22 protein-coding genes are annotated in these 23,579 nt (G+C 68.1%); 16 read left to right on the top strand and 6 right to left on the bottom strand.

Annotated elements, in window-relative coordinates; all coding sequences use genetic code 11:
- The first annotated feature begins 509 nt into the window (after window positions 1-509).
- The gene (locus K244_RS0112245; RefSeq protein ID WP_155931716.1) at window positions 510-1,421 is read left to right on the top strand and encodes a DMT family transporter; all 912 of its coding nucleotides are present in this window, start codon (window positions 510-512) and stop codon (window positions 1,419-1,421) included.
- 44 nt (window positions 1,422-1,465) lie between these two features.
- On the opposite strand, the gene K244_RS0112240 is transcribed toward K244_RS0112245, so the two are convergent.
- Together K244_RS0112240 and K244_RS21930 are read right to left on the bottom strand one after the other, a co-directional pair.
- The gene (locus tag K244_RS0112240; RefSeq protein WP_020186561.1) at window positions 1,466-1,933 is read right to left on the bottom strand and encodes a group III truncated hemoglobin; all 468 of its coding nucleotides are present in this window, start codon (window positions 1,931-1,933) and stop codon (window positions 1,466-1,468) included.
- Window positions 1,934-2,026: 93 nt separating this feature from the next.
- On the bottom strand, window positions 2,027-2,536 hold the full coding sequence (locus K244_RS21930) for a MarR family winged helix-turn-helix transcriptional regulator (protein ID WP_155931714.1): 510 nt from the start codon (window positions 2,534-2,536) through the stop codon (window positions 2,027-2,029).
- A 163-nt stretch (window positions 2,537-2,699) separates the two neighbouring features.
- Here K244_RS21930 and K244_RS0112230 point away from each other — a divergent pair, with 163 nt between their 5' ends.
- The 5 genes from K244_RS0112230 (at window position 2,700) to K244_RS24325 (ending at window position 8,595) form a co-directional block, all read left to right on the top strand.
- Window positions 2,700-4,184, top strand: coding sequence for a 4-hydroxyphenylacetate 3-hydroxylase N-terminal domain-containing protein (locus K244_RS0112230; protein ID WP_020186559.1), 1,485 nt, complete (start codon window positions 2,700-2,702; stop codon window positions 4,182-4,184).
- Between the two features lie 12 nt (window positions 4,185-4,196).
- Window positions 4,197-5,192 (top strand): succinylglutamate desuccinylase/aspartoacylase family protein, encoded by a 996-nt coding sequence (locus tag K244_RS0112225; protein WP_197027168.1) that lies wholly within the window; start codon window positions 4,197-4,199, stop codon window positions 5,190-5,192.
- On the top strand, window positions 5,189-5,839 hold the full coding sequence (locus tag K244_RS21925) for a flavin reductase family protein (RefSeq protein WP_020186557.1): 651 nt from the start codon (window positions 5,189-5,191) through the stop codon (window positions 5,837-5,839). Before K244_RS0112225 ends, K244_RS21925 begins: the two co-directional genes overlap by 4 nt.
- Window positions 5,840-5,945: 106 nt before the next feature.
- Entirely contained in the window at window positions 5,946-6,809 is an 864-nt protein-coding gene (locus K244_RS0112215) for an ABC transporter substrate-binding protein (protein WP_197027167.1), read from the top strand.
- A 28-nt stretch (window positions 6,810-6,837) separates the two neighbouring features.
- Window positions 6,838-8,595 (top strand): amino acid ABC transporter permease/ATP-binding protein, encoded by a 1,758-nt coding sequence (locus K244_RS24325; RefSeq protein ID WP_020186555.1) that lies wholly within the window; start codon window positions 6,838-6,840, stop codon window positions 8,593-8,595.
- Between the two features lie 17 nt (window positions 8,596-8,612).
- Here the strand turns inward: K244_RS24325 and K244_RS23620 are convergent, their stop codons facing one another.
- Window positions 8,613-9,341: a cupin domain-containing protein gene (locus tag K244_RS23620; protein WP_155931712.1), complete on the bottom strand. Its 729-nt coding sequence runs from the start codon at window positions 9,339-9,341 to the stop codon at window positions 8,613-8,615.
- Between K244_RS23620 and K244_RS0112200 the strand changes: the two genes are divergently transcribed.
- The 10 genes from K244_RS0112200 (at window position 9,328) to K244_RS0112155 (ending at window position 20,978) form a co-directional block, all read left to right on the top strand.
- On the top strand, window positions 9,328-11,421 hold the full coding sequence (locus K244_RS0112200; RefSeq protein ID WP_020186553.1) for a hydantoinase/oxoprolinase family protein: 2,094 nt from the start codon (window positions 9,328-9,330) through the stop codon (window positions 11,419-11,421). The genes K244_RS23620 and K244_RS0112200 overlap by 14 nt on opposite strands.
- A complete protein-coding gene (locus tag K244_RS0112195) occupies window positions 11,418-13,190 on the top strand; it encodes a hydantoinase B/oxoprolinase family protein (protein WP_020186552.1) in 1,773 nt (590 codons plus the stop codon). Before K244_RS0112200 ends, K244_RS0112195 begins: the two co-directional genes overlap by 4 nt.
- Before the next feature lie 2 nt (window positions 13,191-13,192).
- The gene (locus tag K244_RS0112190) at window positions 13,193-14,416 is read left to right on the top strand and encodes a M20/M25/M40 family metallo-hydrolase (RefSeq protein WP_036305732.1); all 1,224 of its coding nucleotides are present in this window, start codon (window positions 13,193-13,195) and stop codon (window positions 14,414-14,416) included.
- 294 nt (window positions 14,417-14,710) lie between these two features.
- A complete protein-coding gene (locus tag K244_RS0112185; protein ID WP_036306698.1) occupies window positions 14,711-15,202 on the top strand; it encodes a sigma-70 family RNA polymerase sigma factor in 492 nt (163 codons plus the stop codon).
- 84 nt (window positions 15,203-15,286) lie between these two features.
- Window positions 15,287-16,240 carry a FecR domain-containing protein gene (locus tag K244_RS0112180; RefSeq protein ID WP_020186549.1) on the top strand — a complete coding sequence of 318 codons (954 nt, stop codon included), beginning with the start codon at window positions 15,287-15,289 and terminating at the stop codon, window positions 16,238-16,240.
- Window positions 16,241-16,334: 94 nt separating this feature from the next.
- Entirely contained in the window at window positions 16,335-18,656 is a 2,322-nt protein-coding gene (locus K244_RS0112175; RefSeq protein WP_024816475.1) for a TonB-dependent receptor, read from the top strand.
- A gap of 38 nt (window positions 18,657-18,694) precedes the next feature.
- Window positions 18,695-18,985, top strand: a complete 291-nt coding sequence (locus K244_RS0112170; RefSeq protein WP_020186547.1) for a DUF2218 domain-containing protein — start codon at window positions 18,695-18,697, stop codon at window positions 18,983-18,985.
- A 223-nt stretch (window positions 18,986-19,208) separates the two neighbouring features.
- Window positions 19,209-20,387, top strand: a complete 1,179-nt coding sequence (locus K244_RS0112165) for a zinc-dependent alcohol dehydrogenase (protein WP_020186546.1) — start codon at window positions 19,209-19,211, stop codon at window positions 20,385-20,387.
- An 11-nt stretch (window positions 20,388-20,398) separates the two neighbouring features.
- Window positions 20,399-20,605, top strand: a complete 207-nt coding sequence (locus K244_RS0112160; RefSeq protein ID WP_020186545.1) for a hypothetical protein — start codon at window positions 20,399-20,401, stop codon at window positions 20,603-20,605.
- 160 nt (window positions 20,606-20,765) lie between these two features.
- Entirely contained in the window at window positions 20,766-20,978 is a 213-nt protein-coding gene (locus K244_RS0112155; protein ID WP_020186544.1) for a hypothetical protein, read from the top strand.
- Window positions 20,979-21,384: 406 nt separating this feature from the next.
- Here K244_RS0112155 and arsH read toward each other — a convergent pair whose 3' ends face one another.
- From arsH to arsB, 3 genes are read right to left on the bottom strand one after another with little or no spacing between them, the layout of a single operon-like run.
- Window positions 21,385-22,095, bottom strand: coding sequence for an arsenical resistance protein ArsH (gene arsH / locus K244_RS0112150; protein WP_020186543.1), 711 nt, complete (start codon window positions 22,093-22,095; stop codon window positions 21,385-21,387).
- A complete protein-coding gene (gene arsC, locus K244_RS0112145; RefSeq protein WP_020186542.1) occupies window positions 22,092-22,514 on the bottom strand; it encodes an arsenate reductase (glutaredoxin) in 423 nt (140 codons plus the stop codon). The genes arsH and arsC overlap by 4 nt, the downstream gene beginning before the upstream one ends.
- Window positions 22,511-23,578 carry an ACR3 family arsenite efflux transporter gene (gene arsB / locus K244_RS0112140; RefSeq protein WP_020186541.1) on the bottom strand — a complete coding sequence of 356 codons (1,068 nt, stop codon included), beginning with the start codon at window positions 23,576-23,578 and terminating at the stop codon, window positions 22,511-22,513. Before arsB ends, arsC begins: the two co-directional genes overlap by 4 nt.
- Window position 23,579: the final 1 nt, after the last annotated feature.

The following is a 23,579-nucleotide window of genomic DNA, read 5'->3' as shown; positions in this document are numbered from 1 at the left end:
GTGCTGGCCAAAGCGCCCGCCGGACGTATGGCCTGCGCGCAGCGCCAGCACGCCAACCGCTCGGCGCCCTCAATGCGATGTAGATAGCCCGTATTCCTGTCGGGGCCGCAGGCACCATAGCCGCGTGGCGGAACGGCCCGTCTCCGATACGGAGCGTTCCATTCCGCGACCACGTCGCCCCGTCGGCTGAAATCCCTCTAGCGCGAGATCCGGCCGTTCATGTTGTCTCGGAGCCAAGAGATTGATCGCGGGACGGTCCGGTCGCTCGCGTCAGCAGGTGCTTATCAACCGGCTCTGGGATGAAATCAGGCTGCGGTCGAGCGCGCCGAAACTGGCGCAGATGCGCTGGTGAGGGTACCAGCCGCTCTCGGACGCCGATCAGGTTCGCTTGGTGAGGCGTCATGGCGTATGCCCGTGTGGCGCGTTCGCGGAAGCTCTCGCCGTGCGCGATGACGCGCGACATCCTCCGTCTTCAGCCTCTTGACGGCGCTATCTCATAAGCCGAGGCCATGAGCGTCAAAAGTTTCGTCAGTCACCTCGGTCCTGATCGTCGCCATGGGGCCTGGAACGCGCGCGGGGCCGCATTCATGGTCCTCGCCATGCTGGGGTTCGCAGTCGAGGACACTTTTCTCAAGCTTGCGGCCCAGTCGCTGCCGATCGGCCAGGTGCTCGTGTCGTTCGGCGCCTTCGGGCTCGCGGCGTTCTCCGCGATGGCGATCGCCGCTGGCGAGCGGCCCGTCTCCCGGGCGGCGTTGTCCCGCGTCGTGCTGGTCCGGTCTCTGTTCGAGGTGACAGGGCGGCTGTTCTTCATGCTGGCCATTGCGCTGACGCCGCTCTCGACAGCCTCCGCGATCCTCCAATCGACGCCCCTCGTCGTGATCGCAGGCGCCGCGCTGTTCTTCAAAGAGACCGTCGGCGTTCGCCGCTGGCTCGCGGTCGTCGTCGGCCTTGGCGGCGTGTTGTTGATCTTGCGGCCGGGCGCCGATGGTTTCAGCCTGCTGTCCGTCTTCGCCGTGGTCGCGACGCTCGGCTTCGCGGGGCGGGACCTCGCGACGCGCGCCGCGCCGTCCAGCCTGTCCCACAACCAACTCGGCGTGCTCGGCTTCGCGTCGCTGGTGTTCGCAGGGCTGGTGGCGCTTCCCTTCGGGGCGGCGGCGGAGCTTCCGGACGCGGGGGCGGCCCTGAGCTTGGTGGTCGCGTCCTGCGCCGGCATCGTCGCCTACGGATCGCTGACGACCGCGATGCGGACGGGAGAGATCAGCGCCGTGACGCCCTTCCGCTACACGCGGCTGGTGTTCGCCATGCTCACCGGAGTGGTCGTCTTCGACGAGCGACCCGACCTTCTCACCCTCGTCGGATCGACGATCGTGGTCATGGCGGGGATCATCGCCCTGACGCGCGCGCGTCCCTCAGCCTCCTAAGCCTGTGTTCGACGCGGCGCGATCCGGCAGATGCGGGGATGTCTCTAGTCCGGAAAGACCTCGCGCTCGAGCGGCTTGAGGTCGAGAACGTCGTCCCCGCGATGCATCCGAACGTTGATGCGGAACGAGTTGCCGATGCGCTCGGAGCGGTCGGCCCAGAAAGCCGCGACGTCCGGCTCGCAGAGCTCCTCGACCGTCTTCCGGAACAACGCGAGCCAGCGTCTGAAGTGCTCGTCCCCGAGGTCCGGGAGCATGAGGTGCTTGCGCAGCGGACGGCCGTCGTAGCGGCGGGTCCCGAGCAGCATCGAGCTCCAGAAGTCGACGATCGTGTCGAGGTGCGCTCGCCATCGCTCGTCTGGCACGGCGGTCTTGAAGACCGGTCCGATGACCTCGTCGTCCCGCGCCTGCGCATAGAAGCAGTCGACGACCCTGCGGATGAGACGCTCGTCGATTCCTTCGGTTACGGCGCGGGGTAGGGCCGTCGAAGGCGCGGGAAGAGTCGGCACGTTCATCGAACCTCCAGCGGTCTGGTGTCTGCAGGCGTTTCTCAGGAGGCGATGCTTGCCACGCCACCACACGAATGTCTTGCGAGGGCTTCGTGCGGGCTATGGGTCCGAGAGGGTCAGGGCTTGGCCGGCGGAGACCAGGAGTTCGCGGGTCAGCCTGGACAGCTCGTGAAACGACGCCTTGTCCAGGCTGCTGAAGAGCACGTCGTTGACGTCTCTTTGGATCGCGCTGACCACGGCGATCGCGCGCCGGCCCTCTTCCGTCAGGACGAGGTCGACCTTCCGCTTGTCTTCGGCGACGGGGAGCTTGCCGATGAACCCGAGCCGCTCAAGCTTCTTGGTCTCGTTGACCACGAAGGGCACGCTGACCCGCATGCGCTCGGCAAGAGCCTTGACGCCCATCGCGCCTTCCTCGGGTCTACGGGCGAGCGCCATCAGGATGGAGTATTGCGGCGTCGTCACCCCCATCCGCCGCGCCAGCCCGTCCCGGATCTGCTGAAGCCGCGACGCGAAATGGGACAGGTCGTCGACCAGCGTCCTGAAGGCAGCGTCGGAACCCTCGACGAGCAGTTCAGGGCGGCTGACGGTCTTCGGGGGAAATGAGGTCATCGGAACGTCCACGAGGATCTCCGCCTGGCGAGGTGCCCATAGCTGGCGACGAACCGCAACCGCGGCCTGACCCCTTGGATAAAACCATTTTCGCTTATTGACAAAGCTAACTTGCAAAGTGAAATATCGTGCTTGCTAAGGGGCTGAGGCCGCGGAGGGCGCGATGAGATCCGGAGCCGACTACGTCCGTGGCCTGAACGATGGCCGCTGCGTCTTCCTGAACGGCGAGCGCGTCCCGGACGTCGGGCGCCATGGGGCCTTCAAAGGCGCGGCCGCCTCGGTCGCGGGCCTCTATGAATTTCAGGGCCGCCCCGAGAACGTAGAGCGATCGACCTTTGAGACGCCGACCGGCGTGCGCGTCAGCCGCGCCTGGCAGATGCCGACCTCCTACGAGGAGCTGGTCCGTCGCCGGGAGGCGCTGGTCGCCTGGGCGGAGCTGCATCACGGCTTCATGGGGCGCTCGCCCGACCACGTCGCCTCGACCATCGCCTGCATGGCGGCCGGCGCCGACGTCTACCGCCGGCTCGAGGGCGGGCGGGCCGACGCGGTGCTGGACTATTACGCCTATGCCCGCGACCGCGACCTCTACCTCTCCTACGTGATCATCGACCCGCAGGGCGACCGCTCGAAGGGCGCCGGGGAGGGAGGCAACGCCGACGTCGCGGCCCGGATCGTCGACGAAGACGAGGGGGGCGTCACCATCCGCGGCGCCAAGATGCTCGGCACGGGCGCGGCGCTGTCTGACGAGGTCATGGTCACGACGCTTCGGCCGCTCGGCCCCACCGAGGAGCGCTACGCCCTGACCGCCATGCTGCCGATCGCCGCCAAGGGCGTGAAGCTAATGTCGCGTCGCTCCTATGAGCAGGCTGCGACCTCGCCGTTCGATTACCCGCTGTCCTCGCGCTTCGACGAGAACGACGCGCTGATCTACTTCGACGACGTCAAGATCCCGTGGGATCGCATCTTCGTCCATCGCGGGATCGCGGCGCAGCTCGCCCAGTGGCACGAGGCGCCGGTGCACGCGTTCCAGAACTACCAGGCCGAGATCCGCCTGATGGTGAAGCTGCGCTTCCTTGTCGGCCTCGCCCACAAGATCGCGGACGCCATCGGCACCTCCACCATGCCGAACGTGCGTCAGACGCTCGGAGAACTCGCAGCCGACGTCGGCATGATCGAGGCCTTCGTCTACGGCATGGAGGCCAAGGGGTCGTTCTACGGCTCCTACTTCCTTCCAGACCGCGGCCTGCTCTACGCCGCGCAGGTGAAGGGCCAAGCGCTCTATCCGAGGGTGATCCAGACGTTGCGGGAGCTCTCCGGCGGAGGCGTCATCATGCTGCCGTCCTCTGTTGAGGATTTCGCCAACCCCGAAGTCGCCGACCTCATCGGCCGCACGCAGCATTCGCCGGCCTTCTCGCCGGAAGAGCGCGTGCAGCTGTTCAAGCTCGCCTGGGACGCGATGGGGTCGGAGTTCGCCTCGCGGCACGTCCAGTACGAGACTTTCTATTCCGGCCCGCGCCACGTCGTAGCGGGCATGGCCTATCGCACCTTCGACTGGGCCGGCGCCAAGGGCGCGGTCGAGGGCCTCTTCACCTCCTATGGCCTGCCCGAGCCGGCGTCCGACGCGCCGCTCATGGCGGTCGCCGGCTGATACGAGCGCATGATGCAAGACCTGACGATCGAAGGTTTTTCCGTTCCCCCCGGCGAGCGAGCGCGCGGGCAGATTTCCGCGCTCGAGCTCGCGGACGGCTCCAGCGTCCAGCTGCCGCTCGTGCTGATCAACGGCGCGAAGTCCGGGCCACGGATCTATATCGGCGCCGGCATCCACGGCGACGAGGTGAACGGCATCGCGCTGGTCAACCGGGCGCTCGCGGCGATCGACCCGAAGACGCTATCCGGCTCGATCGTCTGCTGCCCGGTGCAGCAGCCGCTGGCGCTGCTGGCCGACCATCGCCTGCCGATCTCGCAATATCTCAAGTCGCCGCTCGATCAGGCGCCGACCGACGCCTGGACCTGCTTCCCGGGCGACCCCCAAGGCAACATCGCGCAGGTCATGGCCGCGACGCTGTTCCGCCTCATCAGCCAGTGCGACGCGGCGCTCGACGTCCACACTCCGACCCGCGGCGGCCGCTACGTGCCGATCGCGATCCTGCCGCACATGAACCTCGGCGAGCCCGCGCGCGAAGCGGAGCGCATGGCGCAGCTGCTGGGCACCGGCTGGATCATGCGCGGCGACAAGGGGATGTATGTCTCAGACGGCATCCTGTGCGTCGAAGCGACGAAGGCCGGGGTGCCCTGCTTCACCTTCGAAATCGGCGAGGGCGGCCGGCTCGAAGAGGACCAGGTGGCGATCGGCGCGCAATGCGTCACCAACCTGCTGATCGGTCTCGGAATGATCGAGGGGGAACCGGTTCCGCCAGCGACCGCTCATGTCATGCGCGATTTCGTAGGCCTGCGCGCAAATCGCGGCGGCCTGCTGATCACCGAGCGCGCGCTCGGCGAGGCGGTGAAGGCCGGCGACGTGCTCTGCCGCATCTTCAACGTCTATGGCGACGAGGTCGAGGTCGTGGCCGCGCCGGAGGACGGGTTGCTGGTCCGCACCACCACGCTCGGCAGCGTCTCCAAGGGAGAGCGCGTCGCGACGCTCGGGCTGCTGTGAGCGAGGCCGGCGCGACTCTGCTCGGCCGGTTCGACCCGATGGCGTTCCGCCGCGCGGCGGGATGCTTCGCCACCGGCGTGTCGATCGTCGCGGCGGAGGACGAGTCGGGCCGGAAGGTCGGCGTCACGGTCAACTCCTTCGTCTCGGTCTCGCTCGACCCGCCGCTCATCTCTGTGGCGCTTGCCCGGTCGCTCTCCAGCATGCCGGTGTTCGAGCGCGCGAGCCACTTCGCCGTCAGCGTGCTCGGCGAGGAGCATGCGCATGTCGCGACGCGCTTCGCCTCGCGCGGCGCGGACAAGTGGGCCGGGACGCCAAGCGCTGCCGGGGTCTGCGGCGCGCCTCTGATCGAGGACGCGATCGCGACCTTCGAATGCGCGCGCTATGCCATGCATGACGGGGGCGACCATCACATCCTGATCGGGCGCGTGCTGGAGCTGACCTGGGCCCCCGCGCGCCGACCGCTGCTCTTCCACGGCGGGGGCTTCGCGACGCTGGGCGCGCCATCGGCTGCGCCCCCGCGCTCGTCGGCGCCTAGCGCAAGAGCAGGCGCCGCGGAAAGCGGCGACGAAGGGCTCGCAACACTGCGCGCCGCCAAGGAAATCCTGGGGAAACCGACCAGAATCCGGCTTGGCACGCCGCTTGCTTGACTTGCGTATCATGCAAGTCACTTGCATAGATGGTTTTCGCCTGTGACGCCCTGACGGCGCTCTGTCGACGGCCCCTCAACCACTGACGCAACGGGGAGTTCAGACTGTGGCATTCATCAAGAGCATGGCGATCGCGGTGGGCTCCCTCGGAGCGCTTGTCGCGCTTACCAGCCTCGCCAGCGCTGAGGCTGCCTGCGAGCCCGCGAAGGTTGCGCAGAAGTATCCCTCGCTCGCAGGCAAGATGATCAAGATCGGGGCTGACCCGCAGACGCCGCCTTACGTCATGCGCGACAAGGCGGGCTTCGACAAGGTTGTAGGCGTCGACGCCGATCTTGCGCGCGCCGTCTTCGACTGCGCCGGCCTGAAGACCGAGTTCGTTCTCGGCGGCTGGTCGGGCCTCCTGCCGGCCGTGATGGCGGGGCAGATCGACGTCATGTGGGACAACCTCTACTACAAGCCCGCCCGCGCCAAGACCGTCGACTTCGTGCTCTACATGAAGGCCGGGACCGGCGCGCTCGTGCCAGCGGGCAACCCCAAGAAGGTCTCGGCCATAGAGGACTTCTGCGGCAAGACCGTCGCGTTCGGCCTCGGCAGCGTCGAGGAGCAGGCGACCAAGAAGCAGGACGAGGCCTGCAAGGCCGGCGGCAAGGACGCGGTCACGATGATGCCGTTCCAGGATCTTGCGGCCGGCATGCGTCAGCTCGACAGCGGCCGGTCGGACATCCTGTTGTGGGACCTCGGTTTCGCCGACGCCACCGTGAAGGACGCGCCGGAAAAGTACGCCCGCGCCTTCGCGATCATCAGCGGCTTCACGATGGGAGCGGCGACCGCCAAGGGCAACGCCGACCTCATCAAGGCGATCGATGACGGCCTGAAGGTGCTGCAGGCCAAGGGCGAGCAGGCCGCCATCTTCAAGAAGTACGGCGTCGATCCCTCGCTTGAGGTTGCGGCCGAAGTGAAGCGCGACTGATCGGGCGAGGTCGGACAGGCGCGCCCGCATGAGGATCGGCATCGCTCTGCGCGCCGCGGCGACATTCGTCGCCGCGAGCGCCTTCATGGCGGTCGCCGCTTGGGCCCAGGCCCCGGCGACGACCGCCGGGCAGTCCCTGTTCGCCGACGACGCCCCCGTGGCGGCCGAGCAGCACTGGATATGGGAGTTCTTCTCCTACGCGGCGTCGGAGTTTCTATGGTCCGGCGCCTGGACCGCGGTGAAGATCACCGCGCTCGCGATGACCATCGGCCTGATCCTCGGGCTCGGCCTTGCACTGATGCGGCTCTCCAACTTCTTCGCCGTGCGCGCGCTCGCCTGGTTTTACATTTGGATCGTGCGCGGGACACCGCAACTGCTGCAGCTCGTCTTCATCTATGACGCGCTTCCCTATATCGGCCTGAAGTTCGACAGCTTCACCACCGCAGTGATCGGTTTCTCGCTCAACCAGGCGGCGTTCAGCGCGGAGATCATCCGCGGCGGCATCCTGTCGGTGAACAAGTCTCAGTCAACGGCCGCCACCGCGCTAGGCATGGGGCCGGTGCTGACGTTGCGCCGGATCGTGTTGCCTCAGTCGATGCGGGCGATCCTGCCGGGGGTCGGCAACGACACGATCAGCATGCTCAAGCTGACGTCGATCGCCTCGATCATCTTCGTCAACGAGCTGACGTTCAAAGCTCAGCAGATCGTCGGCCAAAACTTCAAGTTCTTCACCGTCTTCGCCGCCGCCGGCCTCATCTACCTCATCCTGACGAGCGCGATCTCGATCGCCCAGGGTTGGGCCGAGGCGCGCTTCGACCTCGAGCGCGAGCGGCGCCCGCGCGGCGAGACGCTGCGGCGCATGCTAGGGTTCCGGCTGAACGAAAAGCCGTCGGAGACGGCTCCATCGGCCGCTCCCGCCGTCTCCGCAACCGCCGAGGCGGAGGCGCCCAGCGACGACGTCTTCCGCAGCCTCGCGACCTCCGCGGGAGGGACGGCGCAACGCGGCGAGCCCTTCGTGGTCTGCCGCAACGTCCAGAAGTCCTATGGCGGGCGCGTCGTGCTCAACGGCATCGACGTAACGGTCGCGCGCGGCGAGGTGGTGGTGCTTCTGGGCCCGAGCGGCTCCGGCAAGAGCACGTTCCTGCGCGCCATCAATCATCTCGAGCCCGTCGACTGGGGCGAGATCACCGTCGACGGCGCTCATGTCGGCTACGAACGCGGTCCTGGGGGAGGGATGAGGCCGACGGGCCGCCTCGCCAAGGCGCGGGCGGATGCGCGCATCGGCATGGTGTTCCAGCACTTCAACCTGTTCAGCCACTTGAGCGCCCTCGAAAACGTCATCGAGGCGCCGATCCGCGTGTTCGGCATGAAGCCGGAAGCGGCGCGCGACCTCGGCCTCAGGCTGCTCGCCGAGGTCGGCCTCGCGCGGCACGCCGACCACCTTCCGCACCGGCTTTCGGGCGGCCAGCAGCAGCGCGTCGCCATCGCCCGCGCGCTCGCGATCTCGCCGAAGCTGATGCTGTTCGACGAGCCGACCTCGGCGCTCGATCCCGAACTCGTCGGCGAAGTGCTGCAGGTCATGCGCAAGCTCGCCGACGCCGGCATGACCATGATCGTCGTGACCCACGAGATCCGCTTCGCGCGCGAGGTCGCCGATCGCGTCGTCTTCATGGACGAGGGCGTGGTTGTCGAGCAGGGGCCGCCCTCCGACGTGATCGACAACCCGAGCCACGAGCGCACGAAGCGGTTCCTGCGCGTCGTCGAACGTTCGGAGACGGCGTCGTGAATCGTGTTCCCGCGCTCTCAGAACGTCGGCGGCGTGTTGATCCAGAGCACGCGGCAGTTTTTCGCTCCGAAGGCCCGATAGCTGTGCAGGCGCGACGAGCTGAAGAAGAAGCTATGCCCGACCGGCAATTGGTGCCGCTCGCCCTCGACGATCAGCTCGAGCTCGCCTTCGAGCACGTAACCGACTTCTTCGCCCGCGTGCTCGAACGGTCCGCAAAGCGGCCCCCCGCCGGGCAGGTCAAGCAGCAGTCCCTCGAGCATCCGCTCCGCGCCGAAGGGCGTCAGCGTCTCGCAGAGGCTGCCGTCGCCTTCGCCGGCCGGCCCGTGCGAAGTGCGCGGCCGGTCGTGGGGACCGTAGGTGGTGCACACGCGCTGCTCGACCGGATCGACCAGCGCCGAGACGTTCACCCCGAGCGCCTTGCAGATCCTGTGGATGGTGCTGAGCGAAGGGGTGACGAGATCGTTCTCGATCCGCGACACCAGGCTCTCGGAGCAGCCGGCGAGGCCCGCGAGATCCTTCAGCCGCAGACCCTGAAGCTGGCGCAGGTGTCGCACCCGGGGGCCGATCGGGATCGGCTTCTCCTGGGAAGGACCCGACGCGCTGCGCTCGACGCTCGTTCCGGCCATGCGGCTTCCGTTCTCCTCAGATTCGACGACCAACCACTTAAACCAGCCGGCTTGCGCGTGGCGCAAGCGGCTTGCATCGACCCCAGGATGCGAAGGGCGGACCCGCATGCGCTTGTCCATTGACGTCGGCGGCACCTTTACCGACCTCGTCGTCGACCGCTCCACGGGAGCGGCCGAGATATTCAAGGCCCCGACAACCTACCCCGACCCGATCGACGGCATCATCGCCGCGGTGGCCTTGGCCGCGGAGGCCCAGGGCGCCAGCGTCGAGGCGTTCCTCGCAGGGGTCGAGGTGCTGTTCCACTCCACGACCCGCGCCATTAACGCGGTGATCACCGGACAGGCGGCGCGCACGGCGCTGCTCGCGACCGAGGGGCACCCCGACATCCTGCTGATCCGCGAGGGCGGCCGCACAGACCCGTTCAACTACCGGATTGGTTATCCCGCCCCCTATATCCCGCGCGCGCTCACCTTCGAGATCCCCGGCCGCATCCTCGCCGACGCCCGCGAGCGCGCCGCGCTCGACGAGGCCGCCGTTCGTGCGGTCATCCAGCGGCTCAGGGACGAGAAAGTCGAGGCGGTGGCGGTCTCGCTGCTGTGGTCGATCGTGAACCCGGCGCATGAGCTGCGCGTCGGCGAGCTTCTGTCCGAACATCTGCCCGGTGTGCCCTTCACGCTCGCGCATCAGCTGAACCCGACGGTGCGCGAATATCGCCGCACCTCGTCCTGCGCGATCGACGCCTCGCTTAAACCCATCATGAGCGCCTATCTGCGGGCCCTGAAGCAGCGGCTCGCGGAGCGTGGGATGGCCGGCCAGATCTTCGCGGTCACCTCTCAGGGGGGGCTCGTGGACGTCGAGGAGCTGGCCGAGCGACCGATCCTCGCGCTCAACTCCGGCCCCTCGATGGCCCCAGTGGCGGGCCGTTATTTCGCCGCGCTGGAGGGAGCGACGACCGCGATCGTCACCGACGCCGGCGGCACCACCTACGACGTCAGCCTCGTGCGTGACGGGACGCTGCCGCGGACCCGCGAGACATGGCTCGGGCCGATCTATCAGGGCCACCTCACTGGCTTCCCCTCGGTCGACGTGAAGAGCGTCGGCGCGGGCGGCGGCTCGATCGCGATCGTGGAGGGCGGGCTGCTTCGCGTCGGCCCCGAGAGCGCGCGCTCCGATCCCGGGCCCGTCTGCTACGGCCGCGGCGGGACGCGCCCGACCGTCACCGACGCGGCCGTCGCGCTCGGCTATATCGACCCCGACTTCTTCCTCGGCGGCCAGATGGGCCTCGCCGTGGACGCGGCCCGGTCGGCGATCGAGCGTGAGGTCGCGACGCCGCTGGGATTGAGCGTCGAGGACGCCGCCCTCGCGATCGTCGACCTTGCGACGGAAAGCATGGTCCACGCGATCGAGGACATCACGGTCAAGCAGGGCGTCGACCCTGAGGACGCTGTGATGATCGGCGGCGGCGGCGCGGCCGGCATCAACGCGGTGCTGATCGCGCGCCGGCTCGGCTGCCGCTCGATTATCTTCCCCGACGTCGGCGCCGCGCTGAGCGCCGCCGGCGCCATGATGTCGGAGCTCACCTCCGAGTTCTCGCAGGTCGTGTTCATGAAGGCCTCGGCCTTCGACGCCGCGGCGGCGCAGGAGATCGTTGCGGCGCTGAAGCGCCGCGCCGACGCCTTCTTCGTCTCCGCCGGCGACCGAGCGCGCGAGCGTCGCGTCGATCTCGCGATCGAGGCGCGCTATCCCAGTCAGGTCTGGGAGATCGACGTGGCGTTCGACGAAGAGATGCTTGGGGCCGAGGACGCGGCCGCGCGGCTCGTCGCGGCCTTCCACGCGCGCCACGAGGAGCTGTTCAGCTTCCGCGACGACGGCGACGACGTCGAGATCATGGGCTGGCGGGCGCTCGCCCGCTGCCGCCTCGCCGACGAGAGCGCGATCCGCCTGTCCGCGGGCGCCGGGTCATCGGGCGCCGCCTCGCGCCCGATGACGTTCCGAGAGACCGGCAGGGTCGACGCGCCCGCCTACCGGCTTGAGACGCTGGACCCCGCGACGACGGTCAGCGGGCCGGCCGTCGTCGAGAGCAACTTCACCACCGTGGTGCTCGCGCCGGGCTCGCGCGCCCGAAAGACCGCCGACGGCGGGCTCATGGTCGAGCCGCTCGTCCAGTCCGTCGCCCGCATCCGGGAGTTCGCCGCGTGACCGCTTCCGTCGCCCCTGCCGCCGGCTTCGACGGCGTCAAGCTCGCCATCATGCAAAAGCGCTTCGACGGCGTGACGCGCAAGATGGCCAACACCCTGCTGCGCACCGCGCGCTCCGGCGTCATCAACACCGCGCGCGACTTCTCCTGCGCGCTCGTTACCGCCGAGTGCGAACTGCTGACCGCGGCCGATAGCTACCCCATCCACGTCATCGGAGGCGCCGACCTGATGGCGCGCGCGATGCTCGACATCCACCCGGACCTGAAGCCCGGCGACGCCTTCCTCCACAACTCGCCTTATCACGGCAACAGCCACGCCGCGGACCACACGATCCTCGTGCCGGTGTTTGACGACGACGGCGTCCACCGTTTCACGGTGCTCGCCAAGGCGCACCAGGCGGACTGCGGCAACGCGCTGCCCACGACCTATATGGGCCTCGCCCGCGACGTCTATGCAGAGGGCGCGCTGATCTTCCCGGCGGTCAAGGTCCAGACCGGCTACAAGGACGTCGCCGACATCATCAACATGTGCCTGATGCGCATCCGCGTCCCCGACCAGTGGCGCGGCGACTACCTCGCCATGGTCGGCGCGGCGCGCATCGGCGAGCGCGAAATCACCAAGATGGCGCGCGAACTCGGTTGGGAGGCGCTCACCGCCCACGCCCGCGATTGGTTCGATCTGTCGGAGCGCCGGATGATCGAGGTCATCGGGCAGATGAATTCGGGCGGCGCCCGCGCGACCTGCGTGCACGACCCGCTTCCGGGCACGCCCGAAGGCGGCATCCCGGCGACGGCCGACGTGGTGGTGGACGCGCAAGGCGGTCGCATCTTCGTCGACATGACCGACAACATCGACTGCGTGCCGGTCGGCGTGAACCTCAGCCATGCCTGCGCCCGCACCGCGGCCCTCGTCGGCGTGCTGAACAGTCTGCCGATCCCGGTGATCCCAAACGCCGGGACGCTGCGCCGCATCGACGTGACCCTGCGCGAGAATTGCTGCGTGGGCATTCCGCGCCATCCGGTCTCGACCTCGGTCGCAACCACCAACCTCGGCGATCGCGTCACCAACGCGGTCCAGCGCGCGCTTGCGCAGATCGACCCGAACGTGGGCATGGCGGAGGGCGGCGCGGGGCTGCCGCCGGCCGCCGGCGTCATTTCCGGAAAGGATCCGCGGAACGGGCACGCCTTCATCAACGAGGTGATCCTCGCGGCCGGCGGCGGGCCGGGGACGCCGGTGCAGGACGGCTGGCTGTCGCTGTTCTGCATGGGGAACGCCGGCATGCCGTTCTATGACAGCATCGAAATCGACGAGATGCTCCATCCGATGATGGTCGAGCGCCGCTCGATCGCGCCTGACAGCGAAGGCGCGGGCGCCTTCCGGGGCGCGCCGGGCATCCGCACGGAGTTCCGGCCGGTGGACTGCGACTTCGAGCTCGGCTTCGTCAGCGACGGCACCGTCAATCCGGCGCAGGGCGCCTGCGGCGGCCTGCCGTCGCTTTCGGCCAGACAGTACCTCGAATCCGACGAGGGGGCGGTCGTCATGCTGGGCACCGCCGAGCAGGTCGTGGTCCGCGCGGACCAGAAGGTCGTGTCGATCTCGAACGGCGGCGGCGGCTATGGCGACCCTGCGACTCGCGATCCCGAACGCGTGCGCGTCGACGTCGTCGAGGGACTGGTCAGCCGCGAGCGCGCCGAGGCGGTCTACAAGGTCGCGCTGACGGCGGAGTTTTCGGTCGATGTGGCGGCGACGGCCGCGCTGAGGGCCGCGTGACGATGCACGCCGCCGTCGTGGACAGGATCGACGTCGTCGACCTGACCAAGCGCCTGCTGCGCGCGCGTAGCGAGACGCCTCCCGGCGACACCAACGGCCCGGCGGACGTCATCCTCGCCGCGGTCTGGGGCGTCGACGGGATCGAGGCGGAGCGCGTCCAGAGCGCGGATCACGTCGCGAACGTCGTGCTGCGCGTGCGCGGCGGGCGGCGAGGCAAGCGACTCGTCTACAACGGCCATCTCGACACCTATCCCCTTGGCTCCGGCTGGACCACGGACCCGGACGGCGAGGAGCGCGACGGCAAGCTCTATGGGCTCGGCGTCTCCGACATGAAGGGCGGCGTCGCGGCGATCGTGGTCGCGCTCGTCCGGCTTGCGGCGAAGCGCGAGACGCTGTCCGGAGAGGTGGTCGCGACCTTCGCGGGCGACGAGGAGACCATGGGCGTGCTCGGCACGAAGCTGCTGATCGACACGGTTCCTTACGCGCAGGGCGACGCGATGATCTCGGCCGACGTGGGCTCGCCCGGCGTGCTGCGGTTCGGCGAAAAAGGCATGATCTGGTTGACCCTTAAGGCGACCGGAAAGGCCGCCCACGCCGCCCATGTCCACCGCGGCGACAGCGCGATCGAAAAACTGGTTGACGCGATCGAGAGCCTCAAGGCGTTGCGCGACACGGCCGTTCAGGCGCCGGAGGAGGTCACACGCGAGATCGCCGCGAGCGCGCCGGTTTCCGAGGCGCTGTCGGGCGTCGGCGAGAGCCACACGCTCGGCCATGTCACCGTGACCTTCGGCACCATTCGGGGCGGCCGCCTCAGCAACCTGATCGCCGACGAGGCCGAGGCGACCGCCGACGTCCGGCTGCCGGTCGGCGTGACGGTGGCCGGCGTCGAGGCCGAGATCCGCCGTCGAACGGAGGCGATCCCCGGCGTTTCAGTCGAGATCACGCGGCGCTATGAGCCGAACTGGACCCCGCCCGACCACCCGATCGTCGCGGCCGTGAGCGCCGCCTGCGAGACCGTGCTCGGCGAACGGCCCGTCCGGACCATGCGGGTCGGAGCCTCGGACGCGCGTCATTATCGCTACGCGGGCGTTCCGACGGTGACCTGCGGGCTGACGCCGAACAACATGGGCGCGGCGGACGAGCATGTCGGCCTGGACGAGCTCCGGCGCCTCGTCGACGCGCTCGAACTGAGCGCGCAGCTCTTTCTGACGGAGGTTTCCGCCTGACATTCCGTTCTTGTTCAAGCCTTCGGTTTTGGACGTCTATCCGCCGAACGACGGCCAGTGTCACCCGACGCGGCGCGGTTGCACGGATGCGACGCCTGGGGCGCAGCTTTCCTAGTTTAGAACAAGACAAACATCCTCAAGCTCAAACCATTTGACAGTGGAGCCGCTCCTTCTTTTGTAGAGATGTGCGAGGCAACTGGTTTTTTGAGCATTTCCAATGACCTACAGGTGCGAACTTCATAGGCGGGCGTGGCCGGAGCGGTTGGGCTGCGCTTCGTGCGCGGACGCGCGGCGATGACCGCTGGCGGACTGGCCGAGCTTTATGCCGCCGAAGGCGGCCGGCTACGCCGTCTCGTCCGGCGCATCGTGGGGTCCGCGGAAGCGGCCGAGGACCTCGTCCACGACGCCTTCGTGAAGCTTGGGAACCGTCCGCTCGGCCCGGACGACGTCGGGTTGCTGGTGCGCACGGCGCAGAACGCCGCGCGCGACGCCCGCCGCGCGGACCGCGTCCGGTCCGCCTATGTCAAGCGCATGACGCCGGAGCAGCTCGGCGCCGAGAGCCCTGCGCCGGACGCCGTGGCGTCAGGCCGGCAGGAGCTGGCCGATCTGTTCGCGGCGCTCGAGAGGCTTCCTCCCCGGACCCGGCGGGTGTTTCTCATGAGCAAGCTCGACGAGATGACCTACCCGCAGATCGCCCGAACCCTCGACCTCTCCCTCTCCACGGTCGAGAAGGAGATGGTCTCCGCTCTCGAATTCTGCCGGCTCTGGCGCAAGCGCCGCGCCTGAACCCGCGACGAATGTGAGGGCCGATGCCTCGCCGGCCGTTTCGCTGTATAGGCGGCGGACAGGTTGAGGGGCGACATTCGCGGCATGGCGGATCAGGGTGGACAGGACGACGCCGTCGAGCGCGCGGCGCGTGAAGCGACGACGTGGTTCGTGCGCTTGAACAACCCGCTGGCGACCGACGCCGACAGAAGCGCCTTCCGCGCATGGCTCGACGCGGATCCGGCCCACCGCAGCGCTTTCGCGGAGACCGACGACCTCTGGCGCGATCTCGAGGCGCCGGCGCAGCGGCTTCGCGCCGTGACGCGGCGGCGGGACGCTTCGCGCCGCCATCTGGGCCGGCTTGCGGCCGCGGCGGCGGTCGCAGCGACGCTCGCCGCCGGCGCGTTGTGGCGCGACGCCGGGCTGATCGATCGCGCCTTGGCCGACTACGCCGCGCCGCCCGGCCAACGCCGCGACATCGCCTTAGCCGATGGGACGACGGTGACGCTCGACGGCGACAGCGCGCTCGACGTCGCCTTCGCGGGCACCGCGCGCGAGGTGACAGTGGTGCGGGGCCGGGCATGGTTCGAGGTGGCGCCGGACCCTGACAGGCCGTTCACGGTGCACGCGGACGCGATCGCCGCGCGGGCGGTGGGCACGGCCTTCGCCGTCGATGGCCTGGCTCAGTCGGTGACCGTGGACCATGGGGTGGTCGAGGTCTCAGGGGCCGGACGGACCGTGACGCTCGGGCTTGGCCGCGAAGTGGCGCTCGCCGCGGACGGGACGCTCGGGGCGCCGAAGGACGTGTCGCTCGAGACGGCTCTCGCCTGGAGGCGAGGCCTGATCGTGCTCGACGCCGCGCCGCTCGGCGCCGTCGCGGACGAGCTCGCCCGCCGCGCGCCGGGCCGCGTCGTCATCCCGGATCCGTCGCTCAGGGCGCTGCGGTTCTCAGGCGTGTTCCGGGCCGACGACCCGGACGCCGTGCTGGAGGCGATGCGCACCGCTCTGGGTCTGAGGACCCTGGCGATCCCGGGCCTCGCCGTCGTCGTCTACCGCTGATGCGGAAAAAGTTACGGGGTCGGCGAGCGCCGCCCGTTCACGCAATGGGGGCCGCACAGGGACGCGGCGTTTGCGTGCGCGGGGCTTCGTCGTCATGTCAGTCATCGCCAACGTCGCCCGCTTCGGCGGCGTGTCCGCTCTGGCGGTCGCCCTGTCCCTCACGAGCCCGGCGCTGGCCGACGACGGCCGGCGCTTCACGCTCGACATCCCCTCGAAACCGCTGCTCGCCGCGCTCGCCGACTACGCCGCCGCGACCGGCGTGCAGCTGGTGCGGACGGGCGGCGACAGGATCGCCGGTCGCTCCCGCGCCGTGTCCGGCCGCTTCGGCGCCGAGGAGGGCCTGAAGGCGATGCTGGCGGGGTCCGGCCTGATCTACCAGTTCACGGGCCCGCGCACCGCGGCGCTCTACCCCATCGGCGGCGTGATGCCTGTCCAGCTTGCGGGGGAGGCGGAAGCGCTCGACGAGCTGCAGGTGACGGGCGAGAGCGGCGCCGGCGCGCCCGGCGGCGCGCCGGGATCGTTCGTGGTGACCTCGGCCGACATCGCGCGCAAAAACCCGCAGGACGTGAGAGACCTGTTCGGCGGCGAGCCGGGCGTGCAGGTCGGCAGCTCCATCCCGCTGTCGCAGAAGGTCTATGTCCGCGGCGTCGAGGAGACCAACCTCGCGGTCACGATCGACGGCTCGGCGCAGAACAACAAGGTCTTCCACCATAACGCGACCACCTACATCGATCCCGGCCTGCTCAAGCAGGTGCGCGTCGATCCCGGCGTGGCGCCGGCCGACGCCGGCTTCGGCGCGCTGGCGGGCTCGATCGCCTACGAGACCAAGGACGTCGCCGACCTTCTCGGCCACGATCGCGACGGCTATGGCGGCATCGTTAAGGGCTGGTTCAACTCCAACGGCGGCGTGTTCGGCGACTCGGTCACGACCTACGGCAAGCAGAACGGGTTCGAGGCGCTGGGCTATTTCAACTGGGCCGACGGCGGGCGGTACAAGAATGGATCCGGCGACAAGGTGGCCGGCACCGCGACCGAACTGTTGAGCGGCCTCGGCAAACTCGCCTACGAGAGCGGGGAGGGCCACCGGTTTGAACTGAACCACGAGCGCGTCCACGACGACGCTATCCGGCCGTTCCGGCCCAACCTCGGCTCAGTCGGGCGACCCGGCGAACCGCCCACGCGCGACTTCAAGCTGGACCGTCAGAACACCGTATTCAATTACACCGACACGTCGCCGGGCGGCTGGTGGGATCCAAAGGTTGTGGTCGCCTATAGCGCCACCAAGATCAAGGTGCCGACCTTCGGCGTCGTAGGAGGCGTCTACTTCCCGGACTACAACTCCGCCGGACGGACAAGCAGCCTTAATGGCAAGGTTCAAAACAAATTCGCCTTTTCCCTCGGTGACGTCACGGCCGGCGTCGACTTCCGCCACGACCGCGCCCGGTATGCGGACCCGAACTACCACGCCATTGAGAAGATGACCAACGTCGGCTTCTACACGCAGGCTCGTCTCGAGCCGATCGAACGCGCGCGCCTCTCCTTCGGCGGACGTGTCGACCATCAGCGGTTCGATGGCGTCAACGACAACGAAGGGTCAGAAAAGAACCACACAGGCGTCAGCGCAAACGTCTCGGGCGAGTATGACCTCATCGAGAACCTGCTGACGGCGAAAGCTGGATATTCGCACGTCTGGGCCGGTATTCCCCTGGCCGAGAACTTCATTCTGAATCCCGATTGGACCTACCGGAACGACACCGGCAAGCTTCGCGCCACGACCGCCGACAACTATTCCGCAGGGCTTGTTCTGAAGCACAGCGGCTTCATGGTGGAAGGTTCGCTCTTCAAGACCCAGATCGAGAACGCCCGTAACGCTAAGTTCCGCGACGCCTATTTCGGTCCTTTCGAGCCGGGCTCCGTCCCCGGCGCGACCTGGGCGCCGGATCTCGACACGAAGGGGTTTGAGATCGGGGCCGGCTACGAGTGGGAGACTGGTTTCGTTCGCGTGAAATACGCGCATATCGACGTCGACATCAACGGACGCACCGCCGACTCCGACGTGGGCAACTACATCGCCACGCCGGTAGGGGACATCGTCACGATTTCAGCCGTGCACACCTTCGTCGACTGGAATGTCACGATCGGCGGCGACATCGAACTCGCGCCCGAATTCGATCGCGTTGGCCGCGATTCCCTTACGGGAGAGCGCCTTAAACCTTTCGGAGCTTACGAGATCGTCAATGTCTTCGCGGAGTACAAGCCGAAGCTCAAATACGAGACCACCTTACGCCTCGATTTGAAGAACCTGTTCGACGAAAAATATTCCAGCCGCGCAAGCTATGGTCAGGATTTCCCGAGCGTCACGCCGCTGTTCGAACCCGGCCGGTCGGTCCTCGCGACCGCTACGGTGAAGTTCTGACCGCCCCGGCGGACCTGCGCGCCACGTCCTCCTGCGTCGTGCCCACGTCGCAAGGGGCGCGGTATGTCGCGCAGCTCTGCAGCCACTGGGGGCGCAAGTTCCAGATCGCCGAACGCGAGGACGGCGCGACGATCGTCATGACGACGGGGGCGGTCGTCGAGATCGCCGTCAGCGCGGGGGCGATGGCCGTCGAGGTCGTAGCCGCCGGCGACGCGCGCCTCATCGAGCTCAAGGCGGTCGTCACGACGCATCTCGATCGCTTCGCCTTTCGGGAGGCGCCCCTTCTGTTCGAATGGCGCGATCAGTGGGCCGAGGCGCGGTCGACCTAGCCTCCACCACTCGGAGCCGCGCACGCATCGGCGTTTGACCTCCGTCGTCGGCGCCGCCGGGCCTGCGCGCCTGAGATGCGGGCTCCCGCAACGACGCCAAGTTATACGCCTATAACGTCAGCCGCAGGTTCCTCCGGCGATTGCAGGGCGCCGATCGGCGCGTCTCGGATCGCGAGGAACCAACGGGAGCGGCGTGGTCTTAACCCTTCAAAGGGAGAGATCAATGAAAGCGCTGACCTGGCACGGCAAGGGCGACATCCGCTGCGACTCCGTCCCGGATCCCCAGATCCAGAACGACCGGGACATCATCATCAAGGTGACGGCCTGCGCTATCTGCGGTTCCGACCTTCATCTCATGGGGGGCTATGTGCCCACCATGGAAAGCGGCGACATCCTCGGTCATGAGACGATGGGCGAGGTGATGGAGGTGGGCCGGGCGGCCACGCGGCTCAAGGTCGGCGACCGGGTGGTCGTTCCCTTCACGATGTCCTGCGGCGAGTGCCGGCAGTGCAAGTGGGGCAACTGGAGCTGCTGCGAGCGGACCAATCCCAACGGCAAGATGCAGGCCGAGCAGTTCGGCTATCCGCTTGCGGGCCTGTTCGGCTACTCGCACCTCACCGGCGGCTTCGCCGGCGGTCAGGCGGAGTACCTGCGGGTGCCCTACGCCGACGTTGGACCGCTGGTCGTTCCCGACGGGCTGAGCGACGAACAGGTGCTGTTCCTGTCCGACATCTTCCCCACCGCTTATCAGGCGGCGGAGCAGTGCGGGATCGAGGGCGGCGAGACCGTCGCCGTCTGGGGCTGCGGGCCGATCGGCGTTCTGGCCGTGAAGTGCTGCTTCCTGCTGGGCGCGGAGCGCGTGATCGCGGTCGACGCGGTGCCGGAGCGGCTGGCGCTGGCGCGGCAGGCTGGAGCGGAGACCATCGATTTCGGCAATCAGAACGTTCAGGAGGAGATCATGGCCCTGACCGGCGGAAAGGGTCCGGACGCCGTGATCGAGGCGGTCGGGATGGAGGGGCATGGCGCGGACACGCTCGCCCAGAAGGTGTCGTCGTTGGTGATGTCGTCGACGATCAGCATGGACCGGCCGTTCGCGCTCAATCAGGCGATCCTCGCCTGCCGCCCCGGCGGCGTGGTGTCGATGCCGGGCGTCTACGCCGGCCAGGTCGGTCCGGTCGCGCTCGGCGCGTTCATGAACAAGGGACTGACGCTGAAGACCGGGCAGACCCACATGCTGCGCTACATGCAGCCGCTGCTCGAGCGGATCGAACGCGGCGAGATCGATCCGTCGTTCATCATCAGTCACCGCTCAAGTTCGCTCGAAGACGGCCCTGCGCTGTACGACAGCTTCAGGGACAAGACCGACGGCTGCACCAAAGTCGTTTTCAAGCCGCACGGCTGAAGGAGCACGTCATGGCCGAGAGCCCATCCTCGAAATCGACGGTCAAGAACGACGCGAAGGGCGCCATGGCGCCGTCGCAGGGCGACAGCCGGAACAACGGCGTGCACAGCGCCAAGCCGGGCGGCGACAGAGACGCCACCCGCAAGCCGGACGATCACTCCGCGCCGCGTCGCCCGGTGACGGATCACCGGGACGCGCCGAAGGACAGCTCGACCTGACAGGACGTATGATCTGAACAAGCCGTCATGCCCTTCCGGGCATGGCGGCGTTTCTCGCGACGAAGGCTGTTCATTGCGGCGACGGGGGACCGTCGCGCCGCCGCTTGACCCTTGCTGCAGCTGATGCTGACTGGCGCAGCTACACAATGAGGAGTTCTCCGTGTCTGAAGGCATCAAGATGTCGAGCGAAGCTCAGGCGAAGAAGCGCGCCGAACGGCAGCTGGCGAAGGCTCAGGCCAAGACGGGCGCGTCAGATCCGAAGGCCGCCGCGAAGGCGCAGAAGCTTGCTGACAAGGAGGCCATCAAGAAGGCGAGGCGCCTCGATCGCAAGGTCGCGAAGATCGCCAACGCCGCCGCCGACAAGGCTGGCTGATACGCTGTTCTACGCCTGCAACTGGCGTCCGTAGGTCCGTCGGAGCGCAGCTGTCGCCGATTTACGTTGGGAATGTCGCGGATCGGCCGCGCTTCCTATATGATGGCGAACTTGCATAAGGAGTTTGCTTTTGGATCAGGTCATTCAGGAGGGCCGTGAGGCCTTTGTCGCCGGCGTTGAAATGCGGCGTTGCCCCTACAAGGATTCCAGCCGGCGGGACGCCTGGCTGAAGGGTTGGGTCGAGGCCCGTCAGACCTCTCGCGCGCCGGACTGACAATCGTCTGCCTCAAAAGCCGTCCGGCGATATCTCGTCGGGCGGCTTTTTCGCGTCTGGACGGCCGCGTCCAAGTCGTGAGACGCAGGGTGTCTCAGCCGAACGCTCCGAGCGGATCCCCGCCACCAAGACTTAGGTCGCGGCCCCAAGCGAGACTCGCGCCTCGAGCGCCGCCGCGCTCTCCTTACGTTCGCTGTAGCGGTCGGTCAGGTGGTCGGAGACGTCCCGGGTGAGACGCGTGAACTTCACCAGCTCCTCCATGACGTCGACCACGCGGTCGTAATAGGCGGAGGGCTTCATGCGTCCGTCCTCGCCGAACTCCTGGAAGGCTTTCGCGACCGAGGACTGGTTCGGGATCGTGATCATCCGCATCCAACGGCCGAGGATGCGCATCTGGTTCACGGCGTTGAACGACTGCGAGCCGCCCGAGACCTGCATGACCGCGAGCGTCCGGCCCTGTGTCGGCCGAACCGAGCCGACCGACAGCGGGATCCAGTCGATCTGGGATTTCATGACCCCGGTCATCGCGCCGTGCCGCTCGGGGCTGGTCCAGACCTGCGCCTCCGACCACAGCGACAGCTCGCGCAGCTCCCGCACCTTGGGATGATCGACGGGCGCCCCGTCCGGCAGAGGAAGGCCCCTGGGGTCGAACACCTTCGTGTCGCACCCGAGGCGCGTCAGCAGGCGCTCGGCTTCGAGGGTCAGCAGGCGGCTGTAGGAAACGGGCCGCAGCGAGCCGTAGAGCAGCAGCACGCGCGGCGCATGGGTCGACCGCGGTCCGTGGAGACGCGCGAGGTCCGGCGTCGGGAGCAGGGCGTCCGTCACGTTCGGCAGGTCGGTCATCCCGCGCCCCGGCCGCTCGCCACGACCTCGCCGTCCTCCTTGACGAACGCGTGTTCGAGCGGCTTCGGCAGGATCTCCAGCACCACCTCGGAGGGGCGGCACAGGCGGACGCCCCGCGCCGTGAACACGAACGGGCGGTTGATCAGCATCGGGCGTTCGAGCATCGCGTCGAGGATGGCGTCGTCGGAGACGGACGGATCGTTGAGGCCGAGGTCCTCGAAGGGCGAGCCTTTCGTCCGGGCGGCCTCGCGGACGGTAAGCCCGGAGTCGGCGATGGCCTTGGCGAGTTCGGCCCGGCCCGGCGGCGTCTTCAGGTACTCGACGACGGTGGGCTCGACGCCCGCTGCCCGGATCATCGCCAGCGTGTTGCGCGACGTCCCGCAGGCGGGATTGTGCCAGATGGTGACGGTCTCGCTCACAGCAGCCTCCTGGGGGTCGGTTCGGGAGAGGCGGCGCGCACGCCGGGGGCCTCGTACCAGGGCTTCGAGCGGTTCACGATCCAGACGACCGAGAGCATCGCCGGAACTTCGATCAGCACGCCGACGACCGTCGCAAGCGCCGCGCCGGATTTGAAGCCGAACAGGCTGATGGCGGCTGCGACCGCCAGCTCGAAGAAGTTCGAAGCGCCGATGAGAGCCGACGGGCCGGCGACGCAGTGCGCCTCGCCGGCGGCGCGGTTCAGCAGATATGCGACGCCGGAGGTGAAGTAGACCTGGATCAGGATCGGGATCGCCAGCAGCGCGATGACGACCGGCTGGGCGACGATCTGCTCGCCCTGGAAAGCGAACAGCAGGACCAGCGTCGCGAGCAGGGCGACGAGCGACAGCGGCTGGATCCACGCGAGCAGGCGGGGGAGCGCAGCCGGCTCGCCCGAAGCGAGAGCCAGCCGCCGCAGCGCCTGGGCCACGATCACCGGCGCGACGATGTAGAGCGCGACCGACAGGGTCAGCGTGTCCCAGGGCACCAGGATCGCCGAAAGGCCGAGCAACAAGCCGACCAGCGGCGCGAAGGCGACGATCATGATCGCGTCGTTGACCGCGACCTGGCTGAGCGTGAACAGCGGGTCGCCCTTCGTCAGGTTCGACCACACGAACACCATCGCGGTGCAGGGCGCCGCGGCCAGCAGGATCAGCCCCGCGATGTAGCTGTCGATCTGCTCGGCGGGGAGCCAGGGACGGAACAGCCAGCCGATGAAAAGCCAGCCCAACAGCGCCATCGAAAACGGCTTCACCGCCCAGTTGATAAACAACGTCACCGAGATCCCGCGCCAGTGCGCGCCGACCTCTCGCATGGCGGCGAAGTCGACCTTCGCCAGCATCGGAACGATCATAAGCCAGATGAGCGCCGCGACCGGCAGGTTGACCCGCGCGACTTCGACCGCGGCGATCCCCTGGAACAGGCTCGGCGCGGCGTAACCCAGCGCGACCCCTACGACGATGCACAGGAAGACCCAAACGGTCAGGTAGCGCTCGAACAGGGACATC

The organism is Methylopila sp. 73B, assembly GCF_000526315.1.
Lineage (GTDB): Bacteria > Pseudomonadota > Alphaproteobacteria > Rhizobiales > Methylopilaceae > Methylopila.
Note: the sequence above shows the minus strand (reverse complement) of the source record. Positions and strands in the feature narration are given on the sequence as shown.